The following is a 21,183-nucleotide window of genomic DNA, read 5'->3' as shown; positions in this document are numbered from 1 at the left end:
CAGGCATTTTGTGGGTGCAATAAAAATTGCCCTGCCTGTTTTGGTTGCACCCTGTTTTTTCTCCCCTTTTCCCGTCCTTACCTCAGCAGTATTCCGACAACTGTCCGTAGCCTCTCAGTCCCTGGCAAGCTGCGGCAATACTGCCTTACCACCTCTGTTCATTTATGCCGTCCCGGTGACAACAAGTCCTGCCGAAAGCACTTGATCCTGTTCCTGGCGACCGCACCTGTCAATATTTATTGCACCCACAATACGGCGAAGCGTTTCAATTTCCTGAGATATAACCCAGTGAAAAACCCTAATTGTTAGAAAATCCTCAACTTGGTAAGGATGTTGCTATTAAGAAAAACTAAGTTTAACCAAGGCGGTTGCTGTCGTTCGGTTTGTTGTTCTCACGATCCGGGCAGCAGAACGAACTGCCGAGGTTCAAAAAAATCAACGGTTACTAGCCAAAGGAGTTGGGGAATGAAGCTTGGAATGAGAATTGGGTTAAGTTTTGCTGTTTTATTGTTGATCACCCTATTTATGGGTGGTTTGGCGATCTGGAACATGGGGGGGATCGAAGGAAAGACAACGCAGCTTGATAAAGAACATATTCCAGAGGTGGAGGTGGCGAACAAAATTGAACGCCAGGCGACGCTGACCATGTTTGATATGCGTGGCTACGCTTTTACCGGCGACAAGGAATTTCTGACCAAGGCCAAGAACAGTCTGGTGCAACTCAAACTGAACCTGGGGGAAGCCAGGACCCTGATAGCGAATTCCCCGCATCTGGTCACGCTCAAGGAGGTGATCGATAGCTTGGAGCGGGACGTTGCCAGCTATGAGCAGCTTTCCAATGAGGCGATTGGGCACGAGCAGGCGCGTGCCCAGCATCTCGCCGGATTGGTCACTGTTGGAGGCAAGATGCTGACGCTCGGTGACCAGTATCTTGCCGCTCAGGATGACAAGATTCAGCAGGAAGCCGATGCCGGTAGCGCTGCTGGCGCTATCAAGCAGCGTGTCGTCAAGCTTAAGACGATGAATGAGATCGTCGCTTTGACCAATGCCACGCGCATGGCGGTATTACGTTCCTTGGCGATGCGCGATCCCAGCTACAGTCAGCAGGCGGTTAATAACATTGATACGATTCTCGGCAAACTGACCAAGTTACGTAGCATCACATCAAAACCACAGGATGTCCGTTTTCTGGCTGAAGTAGAAGGGTCTGCCAAGGCTTACCGGGACGGCATGGAAAAACTGGTCGCCAGTTGGTTGGCAGTGCAGGAACTGGCGCAGAAGCGTACGCTGCTCGGGGCGAAGATTCTCGCCGATAGCGCGAGTACCTCGGTCAAGGGGCTGGCCGAGGCGATAGCAATCGCGGAAGAGACGGTCGATACCTTGCGTTCTTCGCAGACGATCCTGATCACCAGCTTGGTGGTCGCGCTGCTGATCGGCATTATTATGGCCGTTCTGATCACCCGCGCCATTACCGTACCGATCATCATGGGGGTGAATCTTGCAAGCGAGATTGCCAAGGGTGATTTTACCAAGCGCTTGAAGTTAGAGCGCAAGGACGAAATCGGTCAGTTGGCCAACGCGCTGGACAGCATGTCAGACACCCTGCAAAAGGCCGCCGGGGTTGCTGAGCAGATCGCCAGCGGAGATCTGCGGGTTGATGTTCAGTTAGCATCGGAAAAAGACCAGCTGGGCAGGGCGTTACAGGGCATGGTCGAGAATCTGAACGATATCCTCGGTCAGGTGCAGGTCGCTGGAGAGCAGATCGCTTCCGGCAGCTCCCAGGTTTCCGATTCAAGTCAGTCGCTCTCGCAAGGGGCCACCGAAAGTGCCGCCAGTCTGGAGGAGATCACCTCTTCGATGACCGAGATGGGCAGCCAGACCGCGCAGAATGCCGAAAATGCGGGTGAGGCAAGTGGATTGTCGCTGGAGGCAAAAAAAGCGGCGGAAAATGGCAATCAGCAGATGCAGACCATGGTTTCGGCGATGGGTGAAATCAATGCGGCGGGTCAGGATATCTCTAAAATTATCAAGACGATTGATGAGATAGCCTTCCAGACAAATCTATTAGCGTTAAACGCTGCGGTAGAGGCGGCGCGCGCCGGACAACATGGCAAGGGCTTTGCGGTGGTTGCAGAAGAGGTGCGTAATCTGGCCGCTCGCAGCGCTAAGGCCGCCAGTGAAACCGCTGAGTTGATTGAAGGTTCAGTTGAGAAAACAGCACGTGGTACGCAGATCGCCGGTGCGACCGCCGAGGCGCTTGGGGAGATCGTTACCGGGGTCACCAAGGTCACCGATCTGGTCGCCGAAATCGCCGCGGCCAGCAATGAGCAGGCTCAGGGGATCAACCAGGTGTCGCAGGGGCTGACCCAGATTGATCAGGTCACCCAGCAGAATACCGCCAGCGCGGAGGAAAGTGCAGCGGCGGCTGAAGAACTCTCAGGGCAAGCAACGCAGCTACAGCAGATGCTGCAACGTTTCAGCTTGCGCCATATCGGGCGTAACCTTTCTGCTGAGCCTCGAGTTGCCCCGCTTGCTAAGCGGCCTGCGGTCGGATGGAGCGAGATGGCAACGGCTCCGAAGGAAACCGCCAAGGAATCTCGCGGCACAGCGCAGATTGCATTGGATGACAGCGACTTCGGTCGTTTTTAAAGGCAAGGGGCTGGCGGGCTTTTTGTCCCGCCAGCCCTTATTTTCGGGTTGCAGAGGTAAGGCTTAAGGAGCGGTTTAATTATTTTTTTTCAGATTGGAATATTGGTTGAATACTGGAATCCCTGATTTGTCGTAACAAAAAAAGATCTGTCTGGGGGAACGGTTTCTACACAATAGGGGTGGGTTACATGATTGGGAATAGGCCTGAACTGCTACTGGTCGATGATCGTCTGGAAAATCTGGCGGTTTTAACGCAGGTGATTACGGAAAACCTTCCCTTGGCAATGATCACGACTGCCGGATCTGCTGAGGAAGCTCTGGCCAAGGTCGCAACACGAAATTTTGATGGAATTCTTACCGATGTGCAGATGCCGGGGATCGATGGTCTAGAGCTTTGTCGGAGACTCAAAGCAAACGCCGATAGCGTCGATATCCCGGTTATCCTGATCACCTCGAACCTCTCGACGGCTGAATTTCGCGTCGCGAGTCTTGCCGCCGGGGCGTTGGAATTTATCTCCCGCCCGATCGACAATATTGAGTTGGTCGCTCGGATTCTCAGTATGCTGAGGATCAAGTGGACCGAAGACCAATTGCGCACCACCAATTTCAATCTGGCGCAACGGGTCGCAAGTCAGACCGTGTCGCTGCGTGAATATCAAAAAGTGGTGGAGAGTACTCCCGACCTGGTGGCAACAATCAGTGCCGATTATCGTTATCGGATGGTCAATGACACTTTCGCTCGTTACTACTGTCTCGATAGCGAGCAGATTGTTGGCCAGCGAGTTGCTTCTCTCGTGCCAGGAAATACCTTCGAAGACCAGGTTCGCCCCAGGCTAGATGCTTGTTTGCAGGGAGAGACTATTGAGTTTGAGGATTCGAGGAATTATCTCGAGCTGGGGCTGCGGTATCTGTTGATCCGTTATTCGCCGCTGAAGGGAGAGGCTGGGCGCATCGAAGGCGTGGTCGCGATTCAGCGGGATATTACCGAGCGGAAGCAACTGGAGGGACAGCTGCAGCAGATGCAGAAGATGGAAGCCCTCGGAACCCTGGCAGGTGGCATTGCTCACGATTTCAACAATGTTCTGGCGGCAATTTACGGCTACACCCAGGTTTCGCAACTGCATGTGGGAAAAGACGCAAAGCTGGGCCACAATCTTCAACAAATTGCTGTCGCTGCAAATCGAGCGACGGAACTCGTTAAGCAGATTCTTACCTTCAGTCGTAACAGTACAGAGGAGCTACAGCCTCTGGAAATCCACTTGATCGTCAAAGAAGTTTTGAAGTTTTTACAAGTATCAATTCCGAACTTGGTGAAGGTGCGACAGGAGATTGCTCCCGACGTGGGGATGGTTCTGGGTAATCCAACGCAGATCCACCGGGTGATGATGAACCTCTGCACCAACGCCTATCAGGCGCTGGCGGAACGCGGCGGGACAATTGATGTCAGTCTAAAATCGGTCGCGGTTGATCAGTCGCTGGCGGCGACCCACCCCGATTTACAGTTGGGCGCCTATGCCCTGCTTGAGGTCCGGGACAATGGTCCTGGAATGGACACGCAGGTCGCCGCGCGGATCTTCGACCCATTTTTCACCAGCAAAAAAGTCGGTGAGGGGACCGGCATGGGGTTGGCCGTGGTGCATGGCATTGTCAAGTCCTGCGGCGGAGCAATTCTGGTCGACAGCTATTCGGGGCGCGGTTCAACCTTCGCCATTTACTTTCCGCAGCATCAGAAAGAAATCAAGGTTAACGGTTCGTTGCCGGAGAAGCTGCCGCATGGCACAGAACACATTCTCTTTGTCGACGATGAGAACACTCTGGTGGAATTGGGGCATGATTTACTCGGTTCACTGGGATATCGGATCACCGGATGCAGTGATAGTCGGGATGCGCTGGAAAAGTTTCGCCGTAACCCTGCGGAGTACGATCTGGTGGTCCTCGATCTCGCAATGCCAGGGCTTTCGGGCGCGGATCTCGCTCGTGAGATTATAGCGCTTCGGGCCGATATGCCAGTGATTATCTACACCGGTTATCTTGGCCCCCGAGATGGAGAGCAGGCACAATGCATTGGCGTGAAGGCCCTTCTGGTCAAGCCACTGGGGCGTGCCAGGTTTGCCTGTGAACTCAGGCGGGTGTTGGATGAAGCGAGCGGTGCAGCTATTGCTGCTGATAACCTCAATTGCTTCGGGGCGACGAGGCTTTCTGGGTGAGATCTTGTTGGTCAAGTTGATACCGGTGAAATGCTATTGATTTTCAAGGGAGGGGGGGGGTATGTGGAAAATTGAAACGGCAGTCTCTATTAAGCTCGGTGGCAATACATACATCAATACTCCGAATTTAATTGTCCACAAAGGTGAACCCATGTTTCAGATCTGTCGCAGTGATTCTGGTGGTTGTTTCAGCATTGATTTTACCGTGTTTGATGCTCACGGCAATCGAGCCGCAACGATTCGCCGGGGAGTGGTCGTTCAAGGCGATGCTTCGAACTACATTATAGAGATGAGTCAACGTCATTATGTTGTCACCGAACAAAGTACCGGCCAGCAAATAGCCGTTATCCATCGCCGCGGTGTTGATGGAGCAGAGTTGGAAGTTTCTGTTTGTCTTTACACGTTAGACGGTTTTTTGTTTTGTGCCACGCCAACACAAACGAATATTGATGGGTTGGCAAGTATCGGTTGTACCGTAGTGAACGGTACCTTTGGGATCGCTTTTGGCTAGGCGAAATAGATAGGGTCTGTTCTTTATTTATTCACTGATAGCACCGCGAGCGAAAATTTGTAAAAAATGATTTCGCTTGTAAATTACTTTTGTCGAAGGGAGCAAAGAGTATGGCAAACACAGCAGAATCGCTTGAGCAAGAAGTTCTTCAGCACGTGGAAGATTCCCAACGCGATCTTTTTTTGACTTTCCATTTGCATAACGAGGACTATGGCATTGCTATAAATCACGTCACCGAAATTATCGGCATTCAGAAAATCACCGTGGTTCCGGATATGCCTGCTGAAGTAAAAGGGGTTATTAATTTGCGTGGTCGAGTTATCCCGGTCATGGATGTTCGCTTGCGATTCGGTCTGCCGCGCTGCGATTATGATGAGCGCACCTGCGTCATTGTTGTCGAGGTCAATGATAATACCACAGGTCTAGTCGTCGACCGGGTCAATGAAGTCGTCGAAATTGCCGCGGAACAGATTGAACCGCCTCCTTGCGGCAAGAAAGAGCAAAGTTATATTCAAGGGATGGGCAAGGTTGAGGCTGAGGTGAAGATACTGCTTGATATTGAATCCTTAATTGATGTCGCTGAGAAAATATGTCAAACGACCCCTGATGAAGAAAATTTTGCCGGTCAGTCTTGTGCTTGAACCGCTACCCTGATAACTGTTGGATGATTGGTTGCACCTCGGTATGTTGATCAGCGTTCAAGATTGACCCAGTATCGTTATTCAGGACCTGTGACCAAAAAACGAACTAATTTTCTGCCAATACCGTCGGATCGTTCCTGGTGTGCAGTTAGTAATCAACGCTGAAATTGTCTCTAAAGGAATCACTTTCGAAGGTGATTCTCTGAGGACTCTGTTCTCTTCGAAAAACTAGTAAGTTTTGACCGGCCGAGTCCGACAAATATTGACTTGTCGAACGTAGATTGAAGGTATTTTTTGCCCAATCTGCCGACCACCCGAAATCGTCTCATCGGAAGTTGCTCCGCATTGATTTGCTGGTCAGAGAATAGACCAAATCGAGCTCGTCTTGAATATTGCCACTTCCAGCACACTCAGCCAGGTGATCTCTTTCATCTCAAAAGTATGGAGTTGTGGCCGCAATAGATTCAACCCTGCAAGCACACATTGATCCGAATCTAAAATGTTCTATCAAAAGGGTTCGCACATATACATTAGGAGTTTTGAAATCAACAAGATTCGCTAACCGAGCCAATGGAAATGGCGGCAGGGCTACTGCCCGGCCGCCAAAATTTAAATCAAAACTTAGGTTTGTTGCTTTATTCTTCAGTTCGTTGCAGTTCGGCGACCCCTTCGACAAAGTGACTCATTGCCACCGCCATATTGCCCATCACTTCCGCCCATTCCTCGAGATGATCCTCGCCATCCTTGGTCAATTTGTACTGTCGGCGAGCCGGCCCCGAACCGCTGACATCCCAATCGGAAACGACATTGCCGTTTACTTCGAGAGTTCGCAGCGTGCGGTAGAGTGCGCCCCGTTCAATTGTGGCATCGGTAAGGGAGTGTTCGTTGATTTCTCCCAGTAACTCGTAGCCGTAGGCGGAGCCTTTTTTTTTCAAATTGTAGAGCACCAACGGTTCAACAAAGCGGTAGAGCTTACCTAGTGCGCAGGAGCAGGGACGTTCGTTGCCATGTTGTGGACAGCTGGTTCGTGACATAACGGGGAGCTCCGTGAATAGATCTTGATTGTTTGAATCTCAATCTAGCACAGCGTCAGCAATTGACCAAATATTATGGCTCCCAGCGAGGTGCGGTTGTTGTGCCTGCTACGGGCAGTTTTACAGCCCTCCAAACAGGGCCTTACACCCACCAATCGCCACGCAGAACAGCCAGGCAGCAAACGGAGCTACCGCAAGAATACCAAGGCCAAGAAATAGCTTCCAAAGGGTCTCTTTTTTTTCCGAGATAAGCTCTTCTACGGTCATTTTGGTTTGCTCCATACTTAAAGGGTCGAGGTTGTAACCGAAGGAGTTCGGTTGATAAGAACACCTAGATGTAACATGCACCATATAGAATATCTGTACTTTTTTGTCAATAGTGGCCGAGGAAAAAAGAGGTGGGTCGGTAACACTGGGCGGATTTTTGATGTCTTTAAGGTCGTTGGGTTGAATCAACTTGGGAAAGGTGGAGTGTTTGTTGGTCTGGAAATGGTGGGGCTGGAATTGCGCTGTTGCCGGGTTGGCTTCTTGGCAAACAGTGCAATTCCGATTTTTTCACTCTTTTTTTCTGTCCATAAAGGGGGTGATCAGGTCGATCGGTACCGGAAAGAGGATGGTGGAGTTTTTCTCCGTGGCGATCTCGGTCAGTGTTTGCAGGAAGCGCAGCTGCAGGGCGCCTGTTTCACTCGAAATTTTCTGTGCTGCTTTGGCCAGCGATGCCGAGGCCTGCAGTTCTCCTTCGGCGTGGATGACCTTTGCTCGTCGCTCCCGTTCGGCTTCGGCCTGCCGGGCCATGGCGCGTTGCATCTCGACCGGCAAGTCGACATGTTTGATTTCAACGTTGGAGATCTTTACCCCCCAGGGGTCGGTCTGGCGATCAAGAATTTCCTGCAGGTTCTGGTTGATTTTATCCCGATGCGACAGCAGCTCGTCCAGTTCGACCTGCCCCAACACACTCCGCAGGGAAGTTTGAGCCAGTTGACTGGTGGCGTAGAGATAGTTTTCTACCTCGATCAGTGCCTTGTCCGGGTGGACAACGCGGAAGTAGAGCACCGCATTGACCTTCATTGAGACGTTATCGCGGGTGATGATGTCCTGCGGCGGTACATCCATTGCCACGGTGCGCATGCTGATCTTTTTCATCTGGTCGACAATCGGGATGATGAATTTCAATCCAGGTCCCTTGACGCTGGAGAAGCGCCCGAGGCGGAAGACCACGCCCCGTTCGTATTCCAGCAGAATGCGGACCGCTGAGGCGAGGATGATAATGACGAAGGCCAGGGCTATCAGCCAGAAGATATTGATGCCGAGTTCGAACATGCGTTAGTCCTCCGTCTTGAGCGTTGCCGGTTGCTGGGCAGGTTTAACTCTGACTTCCAATTCCAGGCCGCGCAGCACGCGGACGATTTCGATTTCGGTTCCTTCGGCGATCGGTTCACTGGCGCGCGCCTGCCAATATTCGCCATGCACGAAGACGCTGCCACGCCCGTCGATCGCTTTAACCACTTTGCCGGTCTCGCCGATCATCCCCTCCTGTCCGGAAACCGCAGGGCGCTGCTGGGTGCGAATGACCATCCAGCTGGCAAAGAGGAAAAATCCAGCACTCACTGCGACCGTGGCGGCAATCACTGCCCGAGAAATTTGCAGGTAAGGTTCACTGCTGTCGATCAGCATCAGTGAGCCGAAGGCCATGGCGATGATGCCGCCGATCGACAGCATGCCGTAGGAGACGATCTTGATTTCCAGAACGAAGAGCACGATAGCCAGCAGAATCAGCAGCACGCCGACGTAGTTTACCGGGAGCGTCGACAGGGCAAAAAACGCCAGCAAGATGGCAATGGCGCCGATCACGCCGGGAAGAATGACACCGGGCTGGGAAACTTCGAAGAAGATGCCGATAATGCCGAGTATCATCAGTAGGTAAGCGATGTTCGGATTGCCGAGCGCATTGAGGATCTTTTGTCGCCAGTTCATCTCAACCGGTGTCAGTTGCGCGTTTGCGGCGAGGAAAACCCGTTTTTTTCCGTTACGCAAATAGGTCAACCCTTCCAGCTGTTGCAGCAGGTCGGTCGGGTTTTCGGCGATAAAATCGATCACTAGTAGTTCCAGCGCTTCCTCGGCAGAAATGGAGACGCTTTCGCGGACCGCTTTTTCTGCCCACTCCTGGTTGCGGCCGCGTTGTTGCGCTAAACTGCGGGCGTAGGCGGCGGCATCGTTTTCCACCTTTTCCATCATTGTGCTGTCGGGTTGATTGCCGGGACCGATGCTGACCGGGTGTGCGGCGCCGATATTGGTGCCGGGAGCCATCGCCGCAAAGTCTGCCGCCAGCGTGATCAAGGCTCCTGCCGAAGCCGCTCGAGCGCCGTGGGGAGCGACATAGACGACCACCGGGCGCTGTGAATTCAGCTCAGCCTGAATGATCTTCCGCATGGCGGTGTCGAGCCCGCCGGGGGTGTCCAGCTGAATGAGGATCGCCGGGTCGCTGTTCTGGTTGGTCAGGGTGATTTGTTCGGTGATGAAGGATGCTGTGACCGGGTTGATGGCGGAGGCGATAGTGAGGTGGCGGACCACCGCAGTGGCAGCATAAGTTTTCTGAATATCGACCATCTGGAGTAGGGGCAGGCCGACGAAGATAATGATCAGCAGCCGTTTCATGCATTTAATATTATCCTCTTCCGCGAAGCTGTCAATCCTGGTTATTGAGGGCCGGGTTGGATCTGGTTGCTCATTGAATCTTTAGTGGCTCTGGAATTGTTCTTGATTTTGTATGCCTGTTTACATATACTGCCAAATTCGTTTAAATTTGGGTGCCAGAATTCTCTGCGCACCCTCTTTCTGTGTTTACTCGGTGTCCGGAGCAGGTCATGAGTCTCAAAGAACAACTTAACAGCGATATGAAAGAGGCGATGAAAGCCAAGCAGGCGGAGCGTCTCAGTACCATCCGTCAGCTGCGCAGCGCCATTAAAAATAAAGAGATCGATCTAAAAAAAGAGTTGGATGATGATGTCGTGATTGGCGTCATCGGCACCCTTTGTAAGCAACGCCGGGAAGCGGCACAGATGTACCGTGAAAATGAGCGCCCCGAATTGGCGGATAAGGAAGAGGCCGAGCTAGCCGTGCTGCAGGATTATTTGCCCGCACAACTCGGTGAGTCAGAGTTGCGTGCGATCGTTGTCGCTGTTATCGCCGAAGTGGGTGCGACGTCGCCGCGGGATCTGGGCAAGGTCATGCCGCAGGTGTTGGCTAAGACCAAGGGCGCCGCAGACGGCAAGCTTGTTAGCCAGTTGGTCCGTGAGCAACTGGCCGGCTGAGTGGTCCGTGGAGCCTTCTGTTGAGTTTTGTTGATATCGGTATTCTTGGAATCCTGGGCCTGTTTCTGTTCAAAGGGGTCATTCGGGGGTTGTTGAAGGAGGTCTGTTCGCTGCTTGGATTGAGTCTGGGCGGCGTTTTTGCCTTTACTTTTTATCTGCCTCTGGCTCAGACACTGCAGGATTCCTTTCCTCTGCCGGCGCAAGTGACCGTTTGGGGTTCATTTATAGCCATTTTTTTGTCGGTTATCATCATTTTTGCAGTGCTGGGATTTGTTCTGCACCGATTTGTTCGTTTGGTTTTTCTCGGAGGATTTAACCGCGTTGCCGGTGCCCTGTTCGGGTTAGTGCAGGGAGTGGTGCTGCTGTCGATGATCTTGATGGCACTGAATGCTTCGGTTGTTCCTCCGTCGGCACGGAATCTGCTGCATGAGTCGCAGTTGGCCCCGCCATTTGCCACTTTGGGGACTTCGATATTGACCGGAAGTCGCGAATTAATGGGACGCTGAAGTCGTAATGCTCTGTAACGAAATTGCCCTTGAGCGTCTTGAGTATCCTCGCTTACGATCTTTGCTCGCGGGGCAGACTCAGTCCGAGCCAGGCTATTTGCTGGCGCAGAAATTACTGCCGCTGAAGCAGGACAGTGCCGTCGAAACGGCTTTGGCGGAGGTGGACGAAGCGGTCCGCCTGTTGATAGACGGGCGCGCTCCGGCTCTGGGCGGTTGTTTTGATCTGTTGGCGGTTATCGCACGCGGGCAGGCCCAGGGCAGCTCAATTGCTGCCGAGGATTTGTTGAAGGTCGCCCAGTCGCTGCAGGTTGCCGGTGAGTGCCGACGGTGGGCAGGGGCTTTGGATGCGCAGTCGCTCCTTTCGGGATTGGCTGGCCAGATCAGTCCGCTTCCTGAGTTGCGGCGCAGATTGGTCGAGTCGATCGGGCCGCGTGGTGAGTTGCTGGACAGCGCTTCCTTTGAGCTGGGCGATTTGCGTTACCGCGTACGGCAGACCAGAAACCGGGTTAAGCAGCAGTTGGAACAGTTGCTGGCCAGTGATCAGTATGCCAGCTGTTTTCAGGAAAAGCTGGTGACGGTGCGTAACGGTCGCTACGTGGTTCCGCTCAAAGCTGACCATCGCGGCCAGTTAAAAGGTTTTGTGCAGGATGAGTCGGCCAGTGGTCAGACCCTCTACATCGAACCGGCTAAAGTTCTCGATGGTAATAACGGCCTGCAGCAGTTATTGCGCGAAGAGCAGCGTGAAGAACACCGAATTTTACTGCAACTAGCGGATCTGGTCCGCCGCGATAGCGCTGACTTGCAGCGCAATCAAGCACTGCTGGGCCGGCTCGATCTGCGTTTGGCGGCGGCACGTTTGTCGCGTAGCTACGAGGGGCATTGCCCCGAATTGGTTGCCGAGTCGGTTATCGAATTAAAACAGGCGCGCCATCCGCTGTTGATGGACCGCGATGGTCGGCTTGACCCGGCGCAGGCGATACCGATCGATCTGCTGCTGCCGCTGGACTGTCAGGCGCTGGTGATCAGCGGTCCGAATACCGGCGGTAAATCGGTGGCGCTAAAGACCCTCGGCCTGTTGTTGGTGATGGTCCGCTCGGGGCTGCATATTCCCTGTCACCCTGACAGTCGTCTGCATCTGTATCAGCAGTTGCATGTCGATATCGGTGACGAACAGAGTATCGCCCAGAGTTTGTCGACCTTTTCCGGTCATCTGCTGCGGGTGCGCGAGATTCTCGCTCAGGCGGATTGCGAAACGCTGGTGCTCTTGGATGAGGCCGGCACCGGCACCGACCCCGCGGAAGGGGCCGCATTGGCACAAGCAGTGCTGGATCAGCTTCGTCAACAGGGTGCCAAGACAATGCTGACCACACATTTGGGTCAACTGAAGCACTTTGCTCATGCTCAGCCCGGGGTGGAGAACGCTGCCGTTGAGTTTGATCCGGAGACCTTGGCGCCGAAATTTCGACTGACGTACGGTGTTCCCGGTGCCAGTAGCGCCATGGCGACGGCGCAACGCTTAGGCATGCCAGCGGGTGTTTTGGAACGTGCCTGTCAGTACCTCGGGCAGGGTGAGCTTGACAGCACAGCGTTGTTGGCGCAGTTGAACTCTCAGCAGCAAGAACTGGAAGCACAGCTACTGCAGGCCCGGCAGGCCCGGCTGGACGCCGAGATCGCACAGCGCTTGCGCAAGCAGCAATTGCAGCAGCTCAAGGGGAAAAAGAAAGAAATACTGGCTCGCGCGACCCGGCAGGCCGATGAGTTGATTTCAGCGACGGAAACCCGGCTCAAGCAGTTACGTAAGCGTAAGCAGGTTGCTGCTTCGACACAGGAGTCAATTGCTGATCGTGAACAACTGGCCGCCGCCCGAGAACAACTCAAGCCGTTTAGGCCACAGCGCAAGCGGCAAGGGGCGGTGCCACAGCAGCTTGAGGTTGGTGAGCTGGTGCGTATTTCGGTTTTGGGTGTTGAGGCGCGGGTGGAACGGTTGCTCAGCGACGGCGTTGAGCTGCTTTTGGGCGGCAAGCGGATGCGGCAACCGTTGACGGCGTTGGAACAATTTGAACCGCGACGCTTTGCTGCCAGCTCCAAAGGTGCCAGTCAGGTGACGCGCAAGGTCGTGACGCGGCGGGTTGACTCACGGCTTAAGTTGATCGGCCAGCGGGTTGATGACGCCTTGCCGGACTTGGAGCGCTTTATTGATGACGCCTTGCTGCACAATTTGCGGCAAGTGGAAATTATCCACGGTGCCGGTGAGGGGGTTCTACGCAAGGTGGTGCGCAAGTTTCTTGCGGGTCAATCTGTCGTAACCGCTTTTTACGCCGCGCCGATCGAACAGGGCGGAGATAATGTCACCATTGCCGAATTAGGTGATCAATGAGCAGCGGACAGATAGGAGAGAGCAAGATCAACGAGGTGCGCGAGCGGACCGATATTGTCGAGTTGGTTTCGCAATATGTCACCTTGAAGCGTTCCGGTGCTAATCACACTGGCCTCTGTCCGTTTCACGCGGAAAAATCACCGTCGTTCAGCGTGCACGCCGGTCGGCAGTTTTATCATTGCTTTGGCTGTGGTGTCGGAGGAGATGCTTTTTCTTTTTTGATGAAAATCGAAGGACTCTCTTTCCCCGATGCCACGCGCCGGCTGGCGGAGCGAGCCGGGATTGACCTCGAGGAACGCCAGCTTTCGCCCGAAGAGGAGCAGCGCCAGCAGCACTCCGATCGTCTTTACCGGGTCAATGAACTGGCCGCAGCCTATTTTCATCAGGGCTTGATGGAGCAGTCGACCGGTGAGGTTGGACGGCAATATTTAAAGCGCCGTGGTTATGGGCGCAAAGCGGCCGGGGAATATCAGATCGGTTACGCTGTTGAGGCTTGGGAGGGTTTGGCTAAGCACCTCCAACAGCAGGGGGTCGCTGCCGAAGATGCTCGAACTTTGGGTTTGATCCGACCGCGAAAAGAAGAACGTGGTGATTACGATCTGTTTCGTGGTCGCTTGATGTTTCCGATTTACGATCTGTCCGGGCGTGTGGTTGCCTTTGGCGGTCGGGTATTGGATGACAGTAAACCGAAATATATCAACTCCCCAGAATCGCCGATTTATCATAAAAGTCGGGTTCTGTACGGTCTTTATCAGGCTCGCCAGGCGATGCGGCAAAGTGGGGATGTCATTCTGGTCGAAGGCTATTTTGACCAGCTGGCGTTGTATCGTGCCGGTTTTCCGCAGGTGGTCGCGACCTGTGGCACGGCACTGACCAGTGATCACGCTCGTTTGCTTAAGCGTTACGTACAGCGGGTTTTGCTGTTGTTCGACCAGGACGCGGCCGGCAAGCAGGCGACGTTCAAGGCGATGGCGGCTCTGCAGGAAGAGGGTCTGCCAGCGTTGGTGATTGGCTTGCCGAGCGGCGAGGATCCTGATTCCTTTATTCAGAGTCAGGGGGCGGACGCTTTTCAGTTGCGGCTGGAGCAGGCCCGCCCCGCTATGGATCTGTTTATGGAAGATGCTCTGGAGCAGGCCGGGGCTGGCGTTGAACAGAAGGTTCGGGCTGCAGAGGTCGTTGTTTCCCGGATTTCCGAATTGACCAGTAGCATGGAGCAGGATCTGTACCTTAAGGAACTCTCCGCGCGCAGCGGGATCGACGTGCAGCTGTTGAAGCAGCAGCTGGATGAGGCCGGACGTAAAGTGGCGATTGTGCAGAAACCTTATCGTTCTGAGCCGGTTGTGCCGAACGACTATCCTGTTCCGCCACCGAAGGACGACTATTATTCGCTGGCGCAGACGCGCGCGGTGGTCGAAACTCCGCAGGCCGCCCGGTGGAGCAAGTCGGAGGAGATGTTGCTGCGTGCTGCACAGCTGTTGCCGGAAGAGCGGCCGCGCTTGCAGGGCATTATCGATGAGTTGTTCGTGGCCTCGGCCGCTAAATGCCTGGCAAGGGAAATTGTTGCCTCGGCCAAGGAGCTGACAGATGCTTCGCTGCTGGATGATTTCTCCGATGACTATCGGACGGTGGTGAAGGAGTTTATGCAATCGCCTAGAGAGATGGTAGAGGGGACCTTTGATGCCCTGCTCTGCGCGGTGGAAAAAGAAGCATTGCGGAAAGAATACGAAAAACTTCGTGAGCATATGGAGGTAGCGGCTCGCAGCGGCGATGAAATTTTACAGACAAAATTACAGAGAGAGTTTACTCAGCTGAAGAAGAAGCTACAGTTATAAGGATGGCTTTGTTTTGAATACTAAGCCCAGAGGAGAAGACGCAAAAATGGCCAAAAAGACGAACCCGGAAGAAGTCCAGCAACTGATCGACATGGGCAAGGAAAAGGGCTTTCTGACCTATGATGAAGTGAATGACATTCTGCCTGCCAGCATGGTTTCCTCGGAACAGCTCGAGGATGTTATGACCATGTTCGGTGAAATGGATATTGAAATCGTCGATTCAGAGAGCAAAGCCGGGTCCTCAAAAAGTGATGGGGATGATGACCGGGATGAAGGCGATGTTGAGCTCGAGGCCGGAACCTTAGGGCGAACCAGCGATCCGGTACGCATGTATTTGCGTGAAATGGGCCAGGTGGCACTGCTGACCCGTGAAGGGGAAGTGGAGATTGCCAAGCGGATCGAAGAGGGTGAGGCATTGGTGACCAAGGTTGTCATGCGCACTCCGATCGCTGCCCGCGAAGTGATCACTCTGTTGGGACGACTGGTAAAGGGGCAAGTCAACGTCTCTGAAGTCACCCGCGATTATGATGAGGAAGAGGGCGATGAGGCTGAGGGAAAGCACCGCGACCGGCTGACTGCCCTTTATGAAGAGGTGACTCCGCTTGAGGAGGAATCAGTCGCAATACAGGAAGAGCTTGCTGCCGAGCCACCACCTGCGGCGAAAAAGCAGCAGATCCTTGAAGCTCGGGAGCAGGAGATTCGTCAACTGCTGATTGAACTGTTGCGTAAGGTCCGTTTAAAAGATTTCCAGGTGGCCAAGATTGTTGATCGCCTCAAAGAAATGGGGCAACAGGTCAAAAAAGGGAAGGGCGAGATTACTGCCTGCGAGCAACAGATTGGCAAGCCTTACAAGGAAATTCGCAGTTATCTGCGCAGGATGCGGAAGAACGACGATGAGGCTCATGCGGTCGCTGACGAGTTGAATGTTGCCGGGGACGTGCTGTTGTCGGTCGAAAAACGCTTGAAGGCTGCTAAGCGTAAATTTAAGCGGGTTAAAGATGAGTCCGGGTTTGAGTCTGATGATCTGCTGGAATACCTCAAGGAGGTCTATCGCGGTGAGTGGCGGGCCAAGAAGGCCAAAACGGAATTGGTCGAAGCCAACCTGCGCTTGGTCGTTTCGATAGCCAAAAAATACACTAATCGTGGCCTGCAATTTCTCGATCTGATTCAGGAAGGAAACATCGGTCTGATGAAAGCGGTCGATAAGTTCGAGTATCGCCGCGGTTATAAGTTTTCAACCTATGCGACCTGGTGGATCCGTCAGGCAATTACCCGTGCCATTGCTGACCAAGCGCGGACCATTCGGATTCCGGTGCATATGATCGAAACCATCAATAAGCTGATCCGCACCACCCGGCAGCTGGTTCAGGAGTTTGGTCGCGAGCCGACTCCCGAAGAGATTGCCGAGCGGATGGATCTGCCACTCGATAAGGTCCGCCGGGTGTTGAAAATCGCCAAGGAACCGATCAGTCTGGAAACGCCGATCGGTGAGGAGGAAGATTCTTCGCTGGGGGATTTCATCGAGGACAAGGGCGTTGTCTCGCCGCTTGAAGCGGTCATCAAGGGCAACCTCAGCGACCAGACCTCACGGGTGCTGGCATCATTGACCCCGCGTGAAGAAAAAGTTCTGCGGATGCGCTTTGGGATCGGCGAAAAATCGGACCATACCTTGGAAGAGGTTGGTCAGGATTTCAACGTTACTCGGGAGCGAATTCGGCAGATCGAGGCCAAGGCTCTGCGTAAACTGCGGCATCCGAGTCGGGCGAAGCGCTTGAAGGGATTTGCCTCAACGGAGAATAATAACTAAAAACGTATATTGGGCGAAGTAAGATCTTGACAGGACGCGGGCGTTTTTCTTACTATGTGCGCTTGTGCGAAGGGCCCATAGCTCAGTTGGTTAGAGCCGCCGGCTCATAACCGGCTGGTCCCAGGTTCGAGTCCTGGTGGGCCCACCACTAACCCCCTGGCGGAGTTTTCGCCGAAAGTAGACCTAGGCTGATTGCGTTGAACGCAGATAATCGATTAACACAGATAATACACCCCGGAGATCAGCAGTGGGAATGTATAAAAACCGTGGTCGAAATCGCCAAGGGGGAAAACCAGAACAAACAAGAGTGCACCGGAAAACCGGTGCACTCTTTCTTTTTGCGGGTGTGCCCGTATGTCTAAGCAAAAAACGACTCGCTTGACCGATCTGGTCGGTTTATTAAATACGCTCTATGCCCCGGCCTTGGCAGAGGAGTGGGACAATGTCGGCTTGCAGGTCGGTGACCCTGGTGCTCCTGTCGAGCGCGTGCTGGTGTGCCTTGATGCCGAAGAAATTGCCATCGCCGAGGCGCAGCGCCTTGGAGCCCAACTGGTCATTTCGCATCACCCCCTGCTGCATCGCCCTTTGCAACGTTTGACCCCGGTTGATGAGGTCGGACGGACGCTGTTTCGTGCGATTCGTGGCAATATCGCAGTTTATAGTGCCCATACAAATCTTGATCGGGCCGCCGATGGTCTCAATGACTGGTTGGCCGCGCGTCTTGGGTTGGAAAATTGTCAGCCGCTGGAAAAACCTCAATCCGGTAACTTTTATAAACTGGTGGTGTTTGTCCCCCGCGGTCATGAGACCGAGGTGCAGGATGCAATTTTTTCCGCCGGGGCTGGCCATGTTGGTGAATACGACCGGGTTTCCTTCCGTAGCGCCGGGACCGGCAGCTTTCGCGGTAGCGAAAAGAGCGATCCTTTTATCGGTCGACCGGGTGAAGTCGAAGAAGCCGAAGAATTTCGTCTGGAAACGATCGTTGCTGCTGCTCGTTTGTCCAAGGTGGTGGCCCGGATGCTCAAGGCTCACCCCTACGAAGAGGTCGCCTACGATCTGCTGCCGTTGGCAAATACGTGCAGCGATGTCGGGCTTGGTCGCATCGGTCGCTTGGAATCCGCAGTCACTTTGCAGCAGTTTGCCGAGCAGGTGCGCAAGCAGTTGCATGTTTCCGCTGTACGCCTGGTGGGGGACGCCGAACGTAAAATCAGCAAGATTGCCGTTTGTGGCGGCAGTGGTGCTTCGCTGATCGGTGAAGCGTTGCGGCAAGGTGCTGATTGCCTGGTGACTGGAGATATCAAATATCATGATGCGCAGCGCGCGCGGGCGGAAAACTTAACCTTGATCGATGCCGGACATTTTGGCACAGAACAGTTTATGGTAGCGGAGCTTTCCTTACGCCTACGTCAGGCCTTGGTTGAGCGTCAGCTGCCGATTGAAGTACTCGAAATGACAGCTGAGCAAGATCCCTTTGTGGTGGTCTGCTGACTGTCCAGAACACTTTGCTTAAGGCAGATGGAGGCATAACGTGCACGAGAAGATGAACCTGCTGAAAGAACTTCAGGAGATTGACCAGGAAGTCAGTTCTATCGAAGCGATCCAACAGGGCTATCGCGATGAGTTGGCAGCTTTCGAGTCCGAGTCATCCAGGGTCCAGGGGATGCTTGATGAGTTGAATGCTGAGCTGGCGTTGTTGCAGAAAGAGGAAGCGCAGCTGCAGCAGGACCTGCTCGGGGAACAGGACAATGTTGCTCGGGTTGAGGCTCGCCTGCCGGGCATTCAAACGCAGAAGGAATACGTTGCGGTTCTTAAAGAAATCGACATAGCGAAGAAAGCCAACAAGGATCTCAATGATCTGCTGCAGGCGAAGTTGCAGGAAATCAGTGCTCTGGAGCAGGATCAGCAGGAAAAAGAGAGCGAGCTGAGTGTCATTAAAGAGAATGCTGACGCCCGTGGCGCCGAGCTGTCTAAAATGATGACCGAGAGTGCCAGCGCTCTGAAAAAACGTCAGGCAACGCGCGAGTCGGTTGCTGCCGATCTGCCGGCACCCTTGTTGCGCAAATATCAGACCCTGTTCAAGCGGCGTGGTGGTTTGGCGTTGGCGCTAGCCAGCAACGGAGCTTGTCTCGGTTGCAACATGTCGCTGCCGCCTCAACAGTACAACACCCTGCTGCGGGTAACGGAAATTCAGACCTGCCCACATTGTAATCGTCTGCTCTACGTTGAGCAGCAGGCTAAATAACGCAACGCTTTGGTCGAAGAAGAACAGATGATCGCCGGTTCGCTTTATTGCGGACGGGAGGAAAGTCCGGGCTCCACAGGACAGGATGGTCCCTAACGGGGACCGGGGGCGACCCTAGGGAAAGTGCCACAGAGAGGAGACCGCCTGTTGTTGCTTTGTCGACAGCAGGTAAGGGTGAAAGGGTGAGGTAAGAGCTCACCAGTTCTGGCGGTGACGTCAGAAGCTCGGTAAACCCCATCCGGAGCAAGGCCAAATAGGGGGACGCTTGAGGACGGTCCGTCCGAGGTTCCCGGGTTGGCTGCTTGAGACCGTCGGCAACGGCGGTCCTAGAGGAATGATCATCATCTCGCAGTGGGTAACTGCTGTGGGAAACAGAACCCGGCTTACGGTCTTCTTTGGCCATTTTTTTTCGGCAGCAAGGCAATCATGTCTTGCTGCCGTTTTTGCACTTGACGGGATATTATGCAACAAGAACGCAGCCAGCGGTGGCAGCGACTTATCTCCCAAATTACAGGAGATTATCAATGCTTGCTGAAAAGTGAAAAAGACTGGATTGGCGAGCGGTTGCTGCGGATCGAAATATTACAGCAGCAGCTGAACAGGTTCTTTGAGCAGGGCAGGGGGGTGCAATCCTGTTCTGCTTGCCAGGGCGACTGCTGTGCGATCGGTCATAACCACATGACTCTGGCCAACATGCTCGGCTATCTGTCCAAGGAAGATCAGCCGCCGAACGCCGATTTTTCCAAGACCTGCCCCTTTCTTGGTGAACAGGGCTGTCTACTGACGGTGGGCAAGCGCCCTTATAACTGTATTAGTTTTATTTGTGATATACTCGAGAATTCTTTGACCTCTGCGGAGATCGCTGAATTTTATGCCCTTGAACAGCAGTTGCGCGTCATTTACCTGCAGTTTGCCGAGCGTTATGTCGGTGGTGGAATGACCGGTTTGCTGTTGCAGGAAGCGCGGCTGGCGGGCCGTTCTTTTTTCGACTTGAAACCAAGCGCTGCAGTTCTCGTCCGATAACAGGAGTATGCAATGAAGATTAGCTTCGACCGTACCAATGGGGAGCTTGACGAAATCATCGAAGACCTGATGCGCCGCGCTGATGTCCATCATCCGAAAATGATCCGGGAGATGATTCTCAGCGCGCTTAAATCTGGGCAGGAAAATGATTATCTGGCGGATCAGAAGCTGATGCGTACGACGATGAAAGAGATGCGTTTTACCAATAAGGTCTTTGCTCCCTACCGGCATCGGAAGAAAGTCAGTATCTTCGGTAGTGCCCGCACCGAAGAGAGTGAGCCGATTTACCAAAAATGTGTCGAGTTTTCTCGCCTCCTGGTTGAGCAAAACTACATGGTTATCACCGGCGGCGGCCCAGGAATCATGCTGGCGGGCAACCAAGGCGCCGGTGCGGAAAACTCCTTTGCCGTCAATATCGACCTGCCTTTTGAGCAGAATATGAATCCGGTGATGAAGGACAGCGACAAGATCATCAATTATAAATATTTTTTCAACCGCAAGGTCGCTTTTCTCAAAGAAGCCGACGCGGTGGTCCTGTTCCCCGGTGGCTTTGGGACCCTGGATGAGGGGATGGAAGTGATGACCCTGGTTCAGACCGGTAAGAATCCTCCGATTCCATTGATCATGATCGATGATGATAACGGTGGTTATTGGGACAAATTTTTCGAGTTTACCCGTGATGCATTGTTCAAGCGTGGCCTGATCAGTTTTGAAGATTTTTCACTCTTTACCATCACCAAAGACCCCGTTGAGGCGGTGCAGTATATCGATGATTTCTATCGTAACTATCATTCTCTGCGCTTTGTTAAGGGCAAGCTGGTAATCCGGTTGAATAAAGTGCTTGATACCGACCACCTGCAGGTACTCAGTAGCGAGTTCAGTGAAATCCTTGCTCCCGGTGGCAGTATGCGTTTTACGACCGCCCTGCCCGAAGAACATGATCAGCCCGATCTGTTGCAACTGCCTCGCTTGATGATGGAGTTTAACCGACGTAGTTACGGTTTACTCAAGGCTCTTATTCGCCGAATTAACTCTTTCTGACA

General features: G+C 53.5%; 17 protein-coding genes, 1 tRNA gene and 1 other RNA gene. 15 read left to right on the top strand and 4 right to left on the bottom strand.

Annotated elements, in window-relative coordinates; translation table 11 throughout:
• The first annotated feature begins 465 nt into the window (after positions 1-465).
• The 4 genes from ACZ5PT_RS01115 to ACZ5PT_RS01100 all read left to right on the top strand — a co-directional run bounded on the left by ACZ5PT_RS01115 (position 466) and on the right by ACZ5PT_RS01100 (position 6,008).
• Positions 466-2,649, top strand: a complete 2,184-nt coding sequence (locus ACZ5PT_RS01115) for a methyl-accepting chemotaxis protein (protein ID WP_464264968.1) — start codon at positions 466-468, stop codon at positions 2,647-2,649.
• A gap of 188 nt (positions 2,650-2,837) precedes the next feature.
• Positions 2,838-4,856, top strand: a complete 2,019-nt coding sequence (locus ACZ5PT_RS01110) for an ATP-binding response regulator (protein WP_464264967.1) — start codon at positions 2,838-2,840, stop codon at positions 4,854-4,856.
• 61 nt (positions 4,857-4,917) lie between these two features.
• Positions 4,918-5,367 carry a hypothetical protein gene (locus tag ACZ5PT_RS01105; RefSeq protein ID WP_464264966.1) on the top strand — a complete coding sequence of 150 codons (450 nt, stop codon included), beginning with the start codon at positions 4,918-4,920 and terminating at the stop codon, positions 5,365-5,367.
• Positions 5,368-5,477: 110 nt separating this feature from the next.
• Positions 5,478-6,008: a chemotaxis protein CheW gene (locus ACZ5PT_RS01100; RefSeq protein ID WP_464264965.1), complete on the top strand. Its 531-nt coding sequence runs from the start codon at positions 5,478-5,480 to the stop codon at positions 6,006-6,008.
• 635 nt (positions 6,009-6,643) lie between these two features.
• Here ACZ5PT_RS01100 and ACZ5PT_RS01095 read toward each other — a convergent pair.
• From ACZ5PT_RS01095 to ACZ5PT_RS01080, 4 genes are all read right to left on the bottom strand, one after another.
• Positions 6,644-7,042, bottom strand: a complete 399-nt coding sequence (locus ACZ5PT_RS01095; RefSeq protein WP_464264964.1) for a PadR family transcriptional regulator — start codon at positions 7,040-7,042, stop codon at positions 6,644-6,646.
• 120 nt (positions 7,043-7,162) lie between these two features.
• A complete protein-coding gene (locus ACZ5PT_RS01090; protein ID WP_464264963.1) occupies positions 7,163-7,309 on the bottom strand; it encodes a hypothetical protein in 147 nt (48 codons plus the stop codon).
• A gap of 288 nt (positions 7,310-7,597) precedes the next feature.
• Positions 7,598-8,362 (bottom strand): slipin family protein, encoded by a 765-nt coding sequence (locus ACZ5PT_RS01085; RefSeq protein ID WP_464264962.1) that lies wholly within the window; start codon positions 8,360-8,362, stop codon positions 7,598-7,600.
• Positions 8,363-8,365: 3 nt separating this feature from the next.
• Positions 8,366-9,697, bottom strand: coding sequence for an NfeD family protein (locus ACZ5PT_RS01080; protein ID WP_464264961.1), 1,332 nt, complete (start codon positions 9,695-9,697; stop codon positions 8,366-8,368).
• Positions 9,698-9,906: 209 nt separating this feature from the next.
• On the opposite strand from ACZ5PT_RS01080, the gene ACZ5PT_RS01075 reads away from it, so the two are divergent.
• The 11 genes from ACZ5PT_RS01075 (at position 9,907) to ACZ5PT_RS01025 (ending at position 21,181) form a co-directional block, all read left to right on the top strand.
• Positions 9,907-10,353: a GatB/YqeY domain-containing protein gene (locus ACZ5PT_RS01075; protein ID WP_464264960.1), complete on the top strand. Its 447-nt coding sequence runs from the start codon at positions 9,907-9,909 to the stop codon at positions 10,351-10,353.
• 20 nt (positions 10,354-10,373) lie between these two features.
• Positions 10,374-10,859, top strand: a complete 486-nt coding sequence (locus tag ACZ5PT_RS01070; RefSeq protein ID WP_464264959.1) for a CvpA family protein — start codon at positions 10,374-10,376, stop codon at positions 10,857-10,859.
• A 7-nt stretch (positions 10,860-10,866) separates the two neighbouring features.
• Positions 10,867-13,236 (top strand): endonuclease MutS2, encoded by a 2,370-nt coding sequence (locus ACZ5PT_RS01065; RefSeq protein ID WP_464264958.1) that lies wholly within the window; start codon positions 10,867-10,869, stop codon positions 13,234-13,236.
• Positions 13,233-15,068: a DNA primase gene (gene dnaG / locus ACZ5PT_RS01060; RefSeq protein WP_464264957.1), complete on the top strand. Its 1,836-nt coding sequence runs from the start codon at positions 13,233-13,235 to the stop codon at positions 15,066-15,068. The genes ACZ5PT_RS01065 and dnaG overlap by 4 nt, the downstream gene beginning before the upstream one ends.
• A gap of 46 nt (positions 15,069-15,114) precedes the next feature.
• A complete protein-coding gene (rpoD, locus tag ACZ5PT_RS01055; RefSeq protein WP_464264956.1) occupies positions 15,115-16,875 on the top strand; it encodes an RNA polymerase sigma factor RpoD in 1,761 nt (586 codons plus the stop codon).
• Between the two features lie 71 nt (positions 16,876-16,946).
• Positions 16,947-17,023, top strand: a tRNA-Ile gene (locus ACZ5PT_RS01050).
• 206 nt (positions 17,024-17,229) lie between these two features.
• Positions 17,230-18,363 carry a Nif3-like dinuclear metal center hexameric protein gene (locus tag ACZ5PT_RS01045; protein WP_464264955.1) on the top strand — a complete coding sequence of 378 codons (1,134 nt, stop codon included), beginning with the start codon at positions 17,230-17,232 and terminating at the stop codon, positions 18,361-18,363.
• Between the two features lie 40 nt (positions 18,364-18,403).
• Positions 18,404-19,117 (top strand): zinc ribbon domain-containing protein, encoded by a 714-nt coding sequence (locus ACZ5PT_RS01040; protein WP_464264954.1) that lies wholly within the window; start codon positions 18,404-18,406, stop codon positions 19,115-19,117.
• A 15-nt stretch (positions 19,118-19,132) separates the two neighbouring features.
• Positions 19,133-19,518, top strand: an RNA gene (rnpB, locus tag ACZ5PT_RS01035) — RNase P RNA component class A.
• Between the two features lie 127 nt (positions 19,519-19,645).
• Entirely contained in the window at positions 19,646-20,140 is a 495-nt protein-coding gene (locus ACZ5PT_RS01030; protein WP_464264953.1) for a hypothetical protein, read from the top strand.
• 12 nt (positions 20,141-20,152) lie between these two features.
• Complete coding sequence (locus ACZ5PT_RS01025) at positions 20,153-21,181, top strand: LOG family protein (RefSeq protein WP_464264952.1); 1,029 nt, start codon at positions 20,153-20,155, stop codon at positions 21,179-21,181.
• Positions 21,182-21,183 lie beyond the last annotated feature (2 nt).

Source organism: Desulfuromusa ferrireducens (assembly GCF_055389805.1).
This window is presented reverse-complemented; position numbering and strand designations above follow the sequence as displayed.

Excerpts from the sequence above, each read along its gene's own strand:
- ACZ5PT_RS01115 (WP_464264968.1), top strand. The coding sequence starts at position 466 with ATGAAGCTTGGAATGAGAATTGGGTTAAGTTTTGCTGTTTTATTGTTG.
- ACZ5PT_RS01110 (WP_464264967.1), top strand. The coding sequence starts at position 2,838 with ATGATTGGGAATAGGCCTGAACTGCTACTGGTCGATGATCGTCTGGAA.
- ACZ5PT_RS01105 (WP_464264966.1), top strand. The coding sequence starts at position 4,918 with ATGTGGAAAATTGAAACGGCAGTCTCTATTAAGCTCGGTGGCAATACA.
- ACZ5PT_RS01100 (WP_464264965.1), top strand. The coding sequence starts at position 5,478 with ATGGCAAACACAGCAGAATCGCTTGAGCAAGAAGTTCTTCAGCACGTG.
- ACZ5PT_RS01095 (WP_464264964.1), bottom strand. The coding sequence starts at position 7,042 with ATGTCACGAACCAGCTGTCCACAACATGGCAACGAACGTCCCTGCTCC.
- ACZ5PT_RS01090 (WP_464264963.1), bottom strand. The coding sequence starts at position 7,309 with ATGACCGTAGAAGAGCTTATCTCGGAAAAAAAAGAGACCCTTTGGAAG.
- ACZ5PT_RS01085 (WP_464264962.1), bottom strand. The coding sequence starts at position 8,362 with ATGTTCGAACTCGGCATCAATATCTTCTGGCTGATAGCCCTGGCCTTC.
- ACZ5PT_RS01080 (WP_464264961.1), bottom strand. The coding sequence starts at position 9,697 with ATGAAACGGCTGCTGATCATTATCTTCGTCGGCCTGCCCCTACTCCAG.
- ACZ5PT_RS01075 (WP_464264960.1), top strand. The coding sequence starts at position 9,907 with ATGAGTCTCAAAGAACAACTTAACAGCGATATGAAAGAGGCGATGAAA.
- ACZ5PT_RS01065 (WP_464264958.1), top strand. The coding sequence starts at position 10,867 with ATGCTCTGTAACGAAATTGCCCTTGAGCGTCTTGAGTATCCTCGCTTA.
- dnaG (WP_464264957.1), top strand. The coding sequence starts at position 13,233 with ATGAGCAGCGGACAGATAGGAGAGAGCAAGATCAACGAGGTGCGCGAG.
- rpoD (WP_464264956.1), top strand. The coding sequence starts at position 15,115 with ATGGCCAAAAAGACGAACCCGGAAGAAGTCCAGCAACTGATCGACATG.
- ACZ5PT_RS01045 (WP_464264955.1), top strand. The coding sequence starts at position 17,230 with ATGTCTAAGCAAAAAACGACTCGCTTGACCGATCTGGTCGGTTTATTA.
- ACZ5PT_RS01025 (WP_464264952.1), top strand. The coding sequence starts at position 20,153 with ATGAAGATTAGCTTCGACCGTACCAATGGGGAGCTTGACGAAATCATC.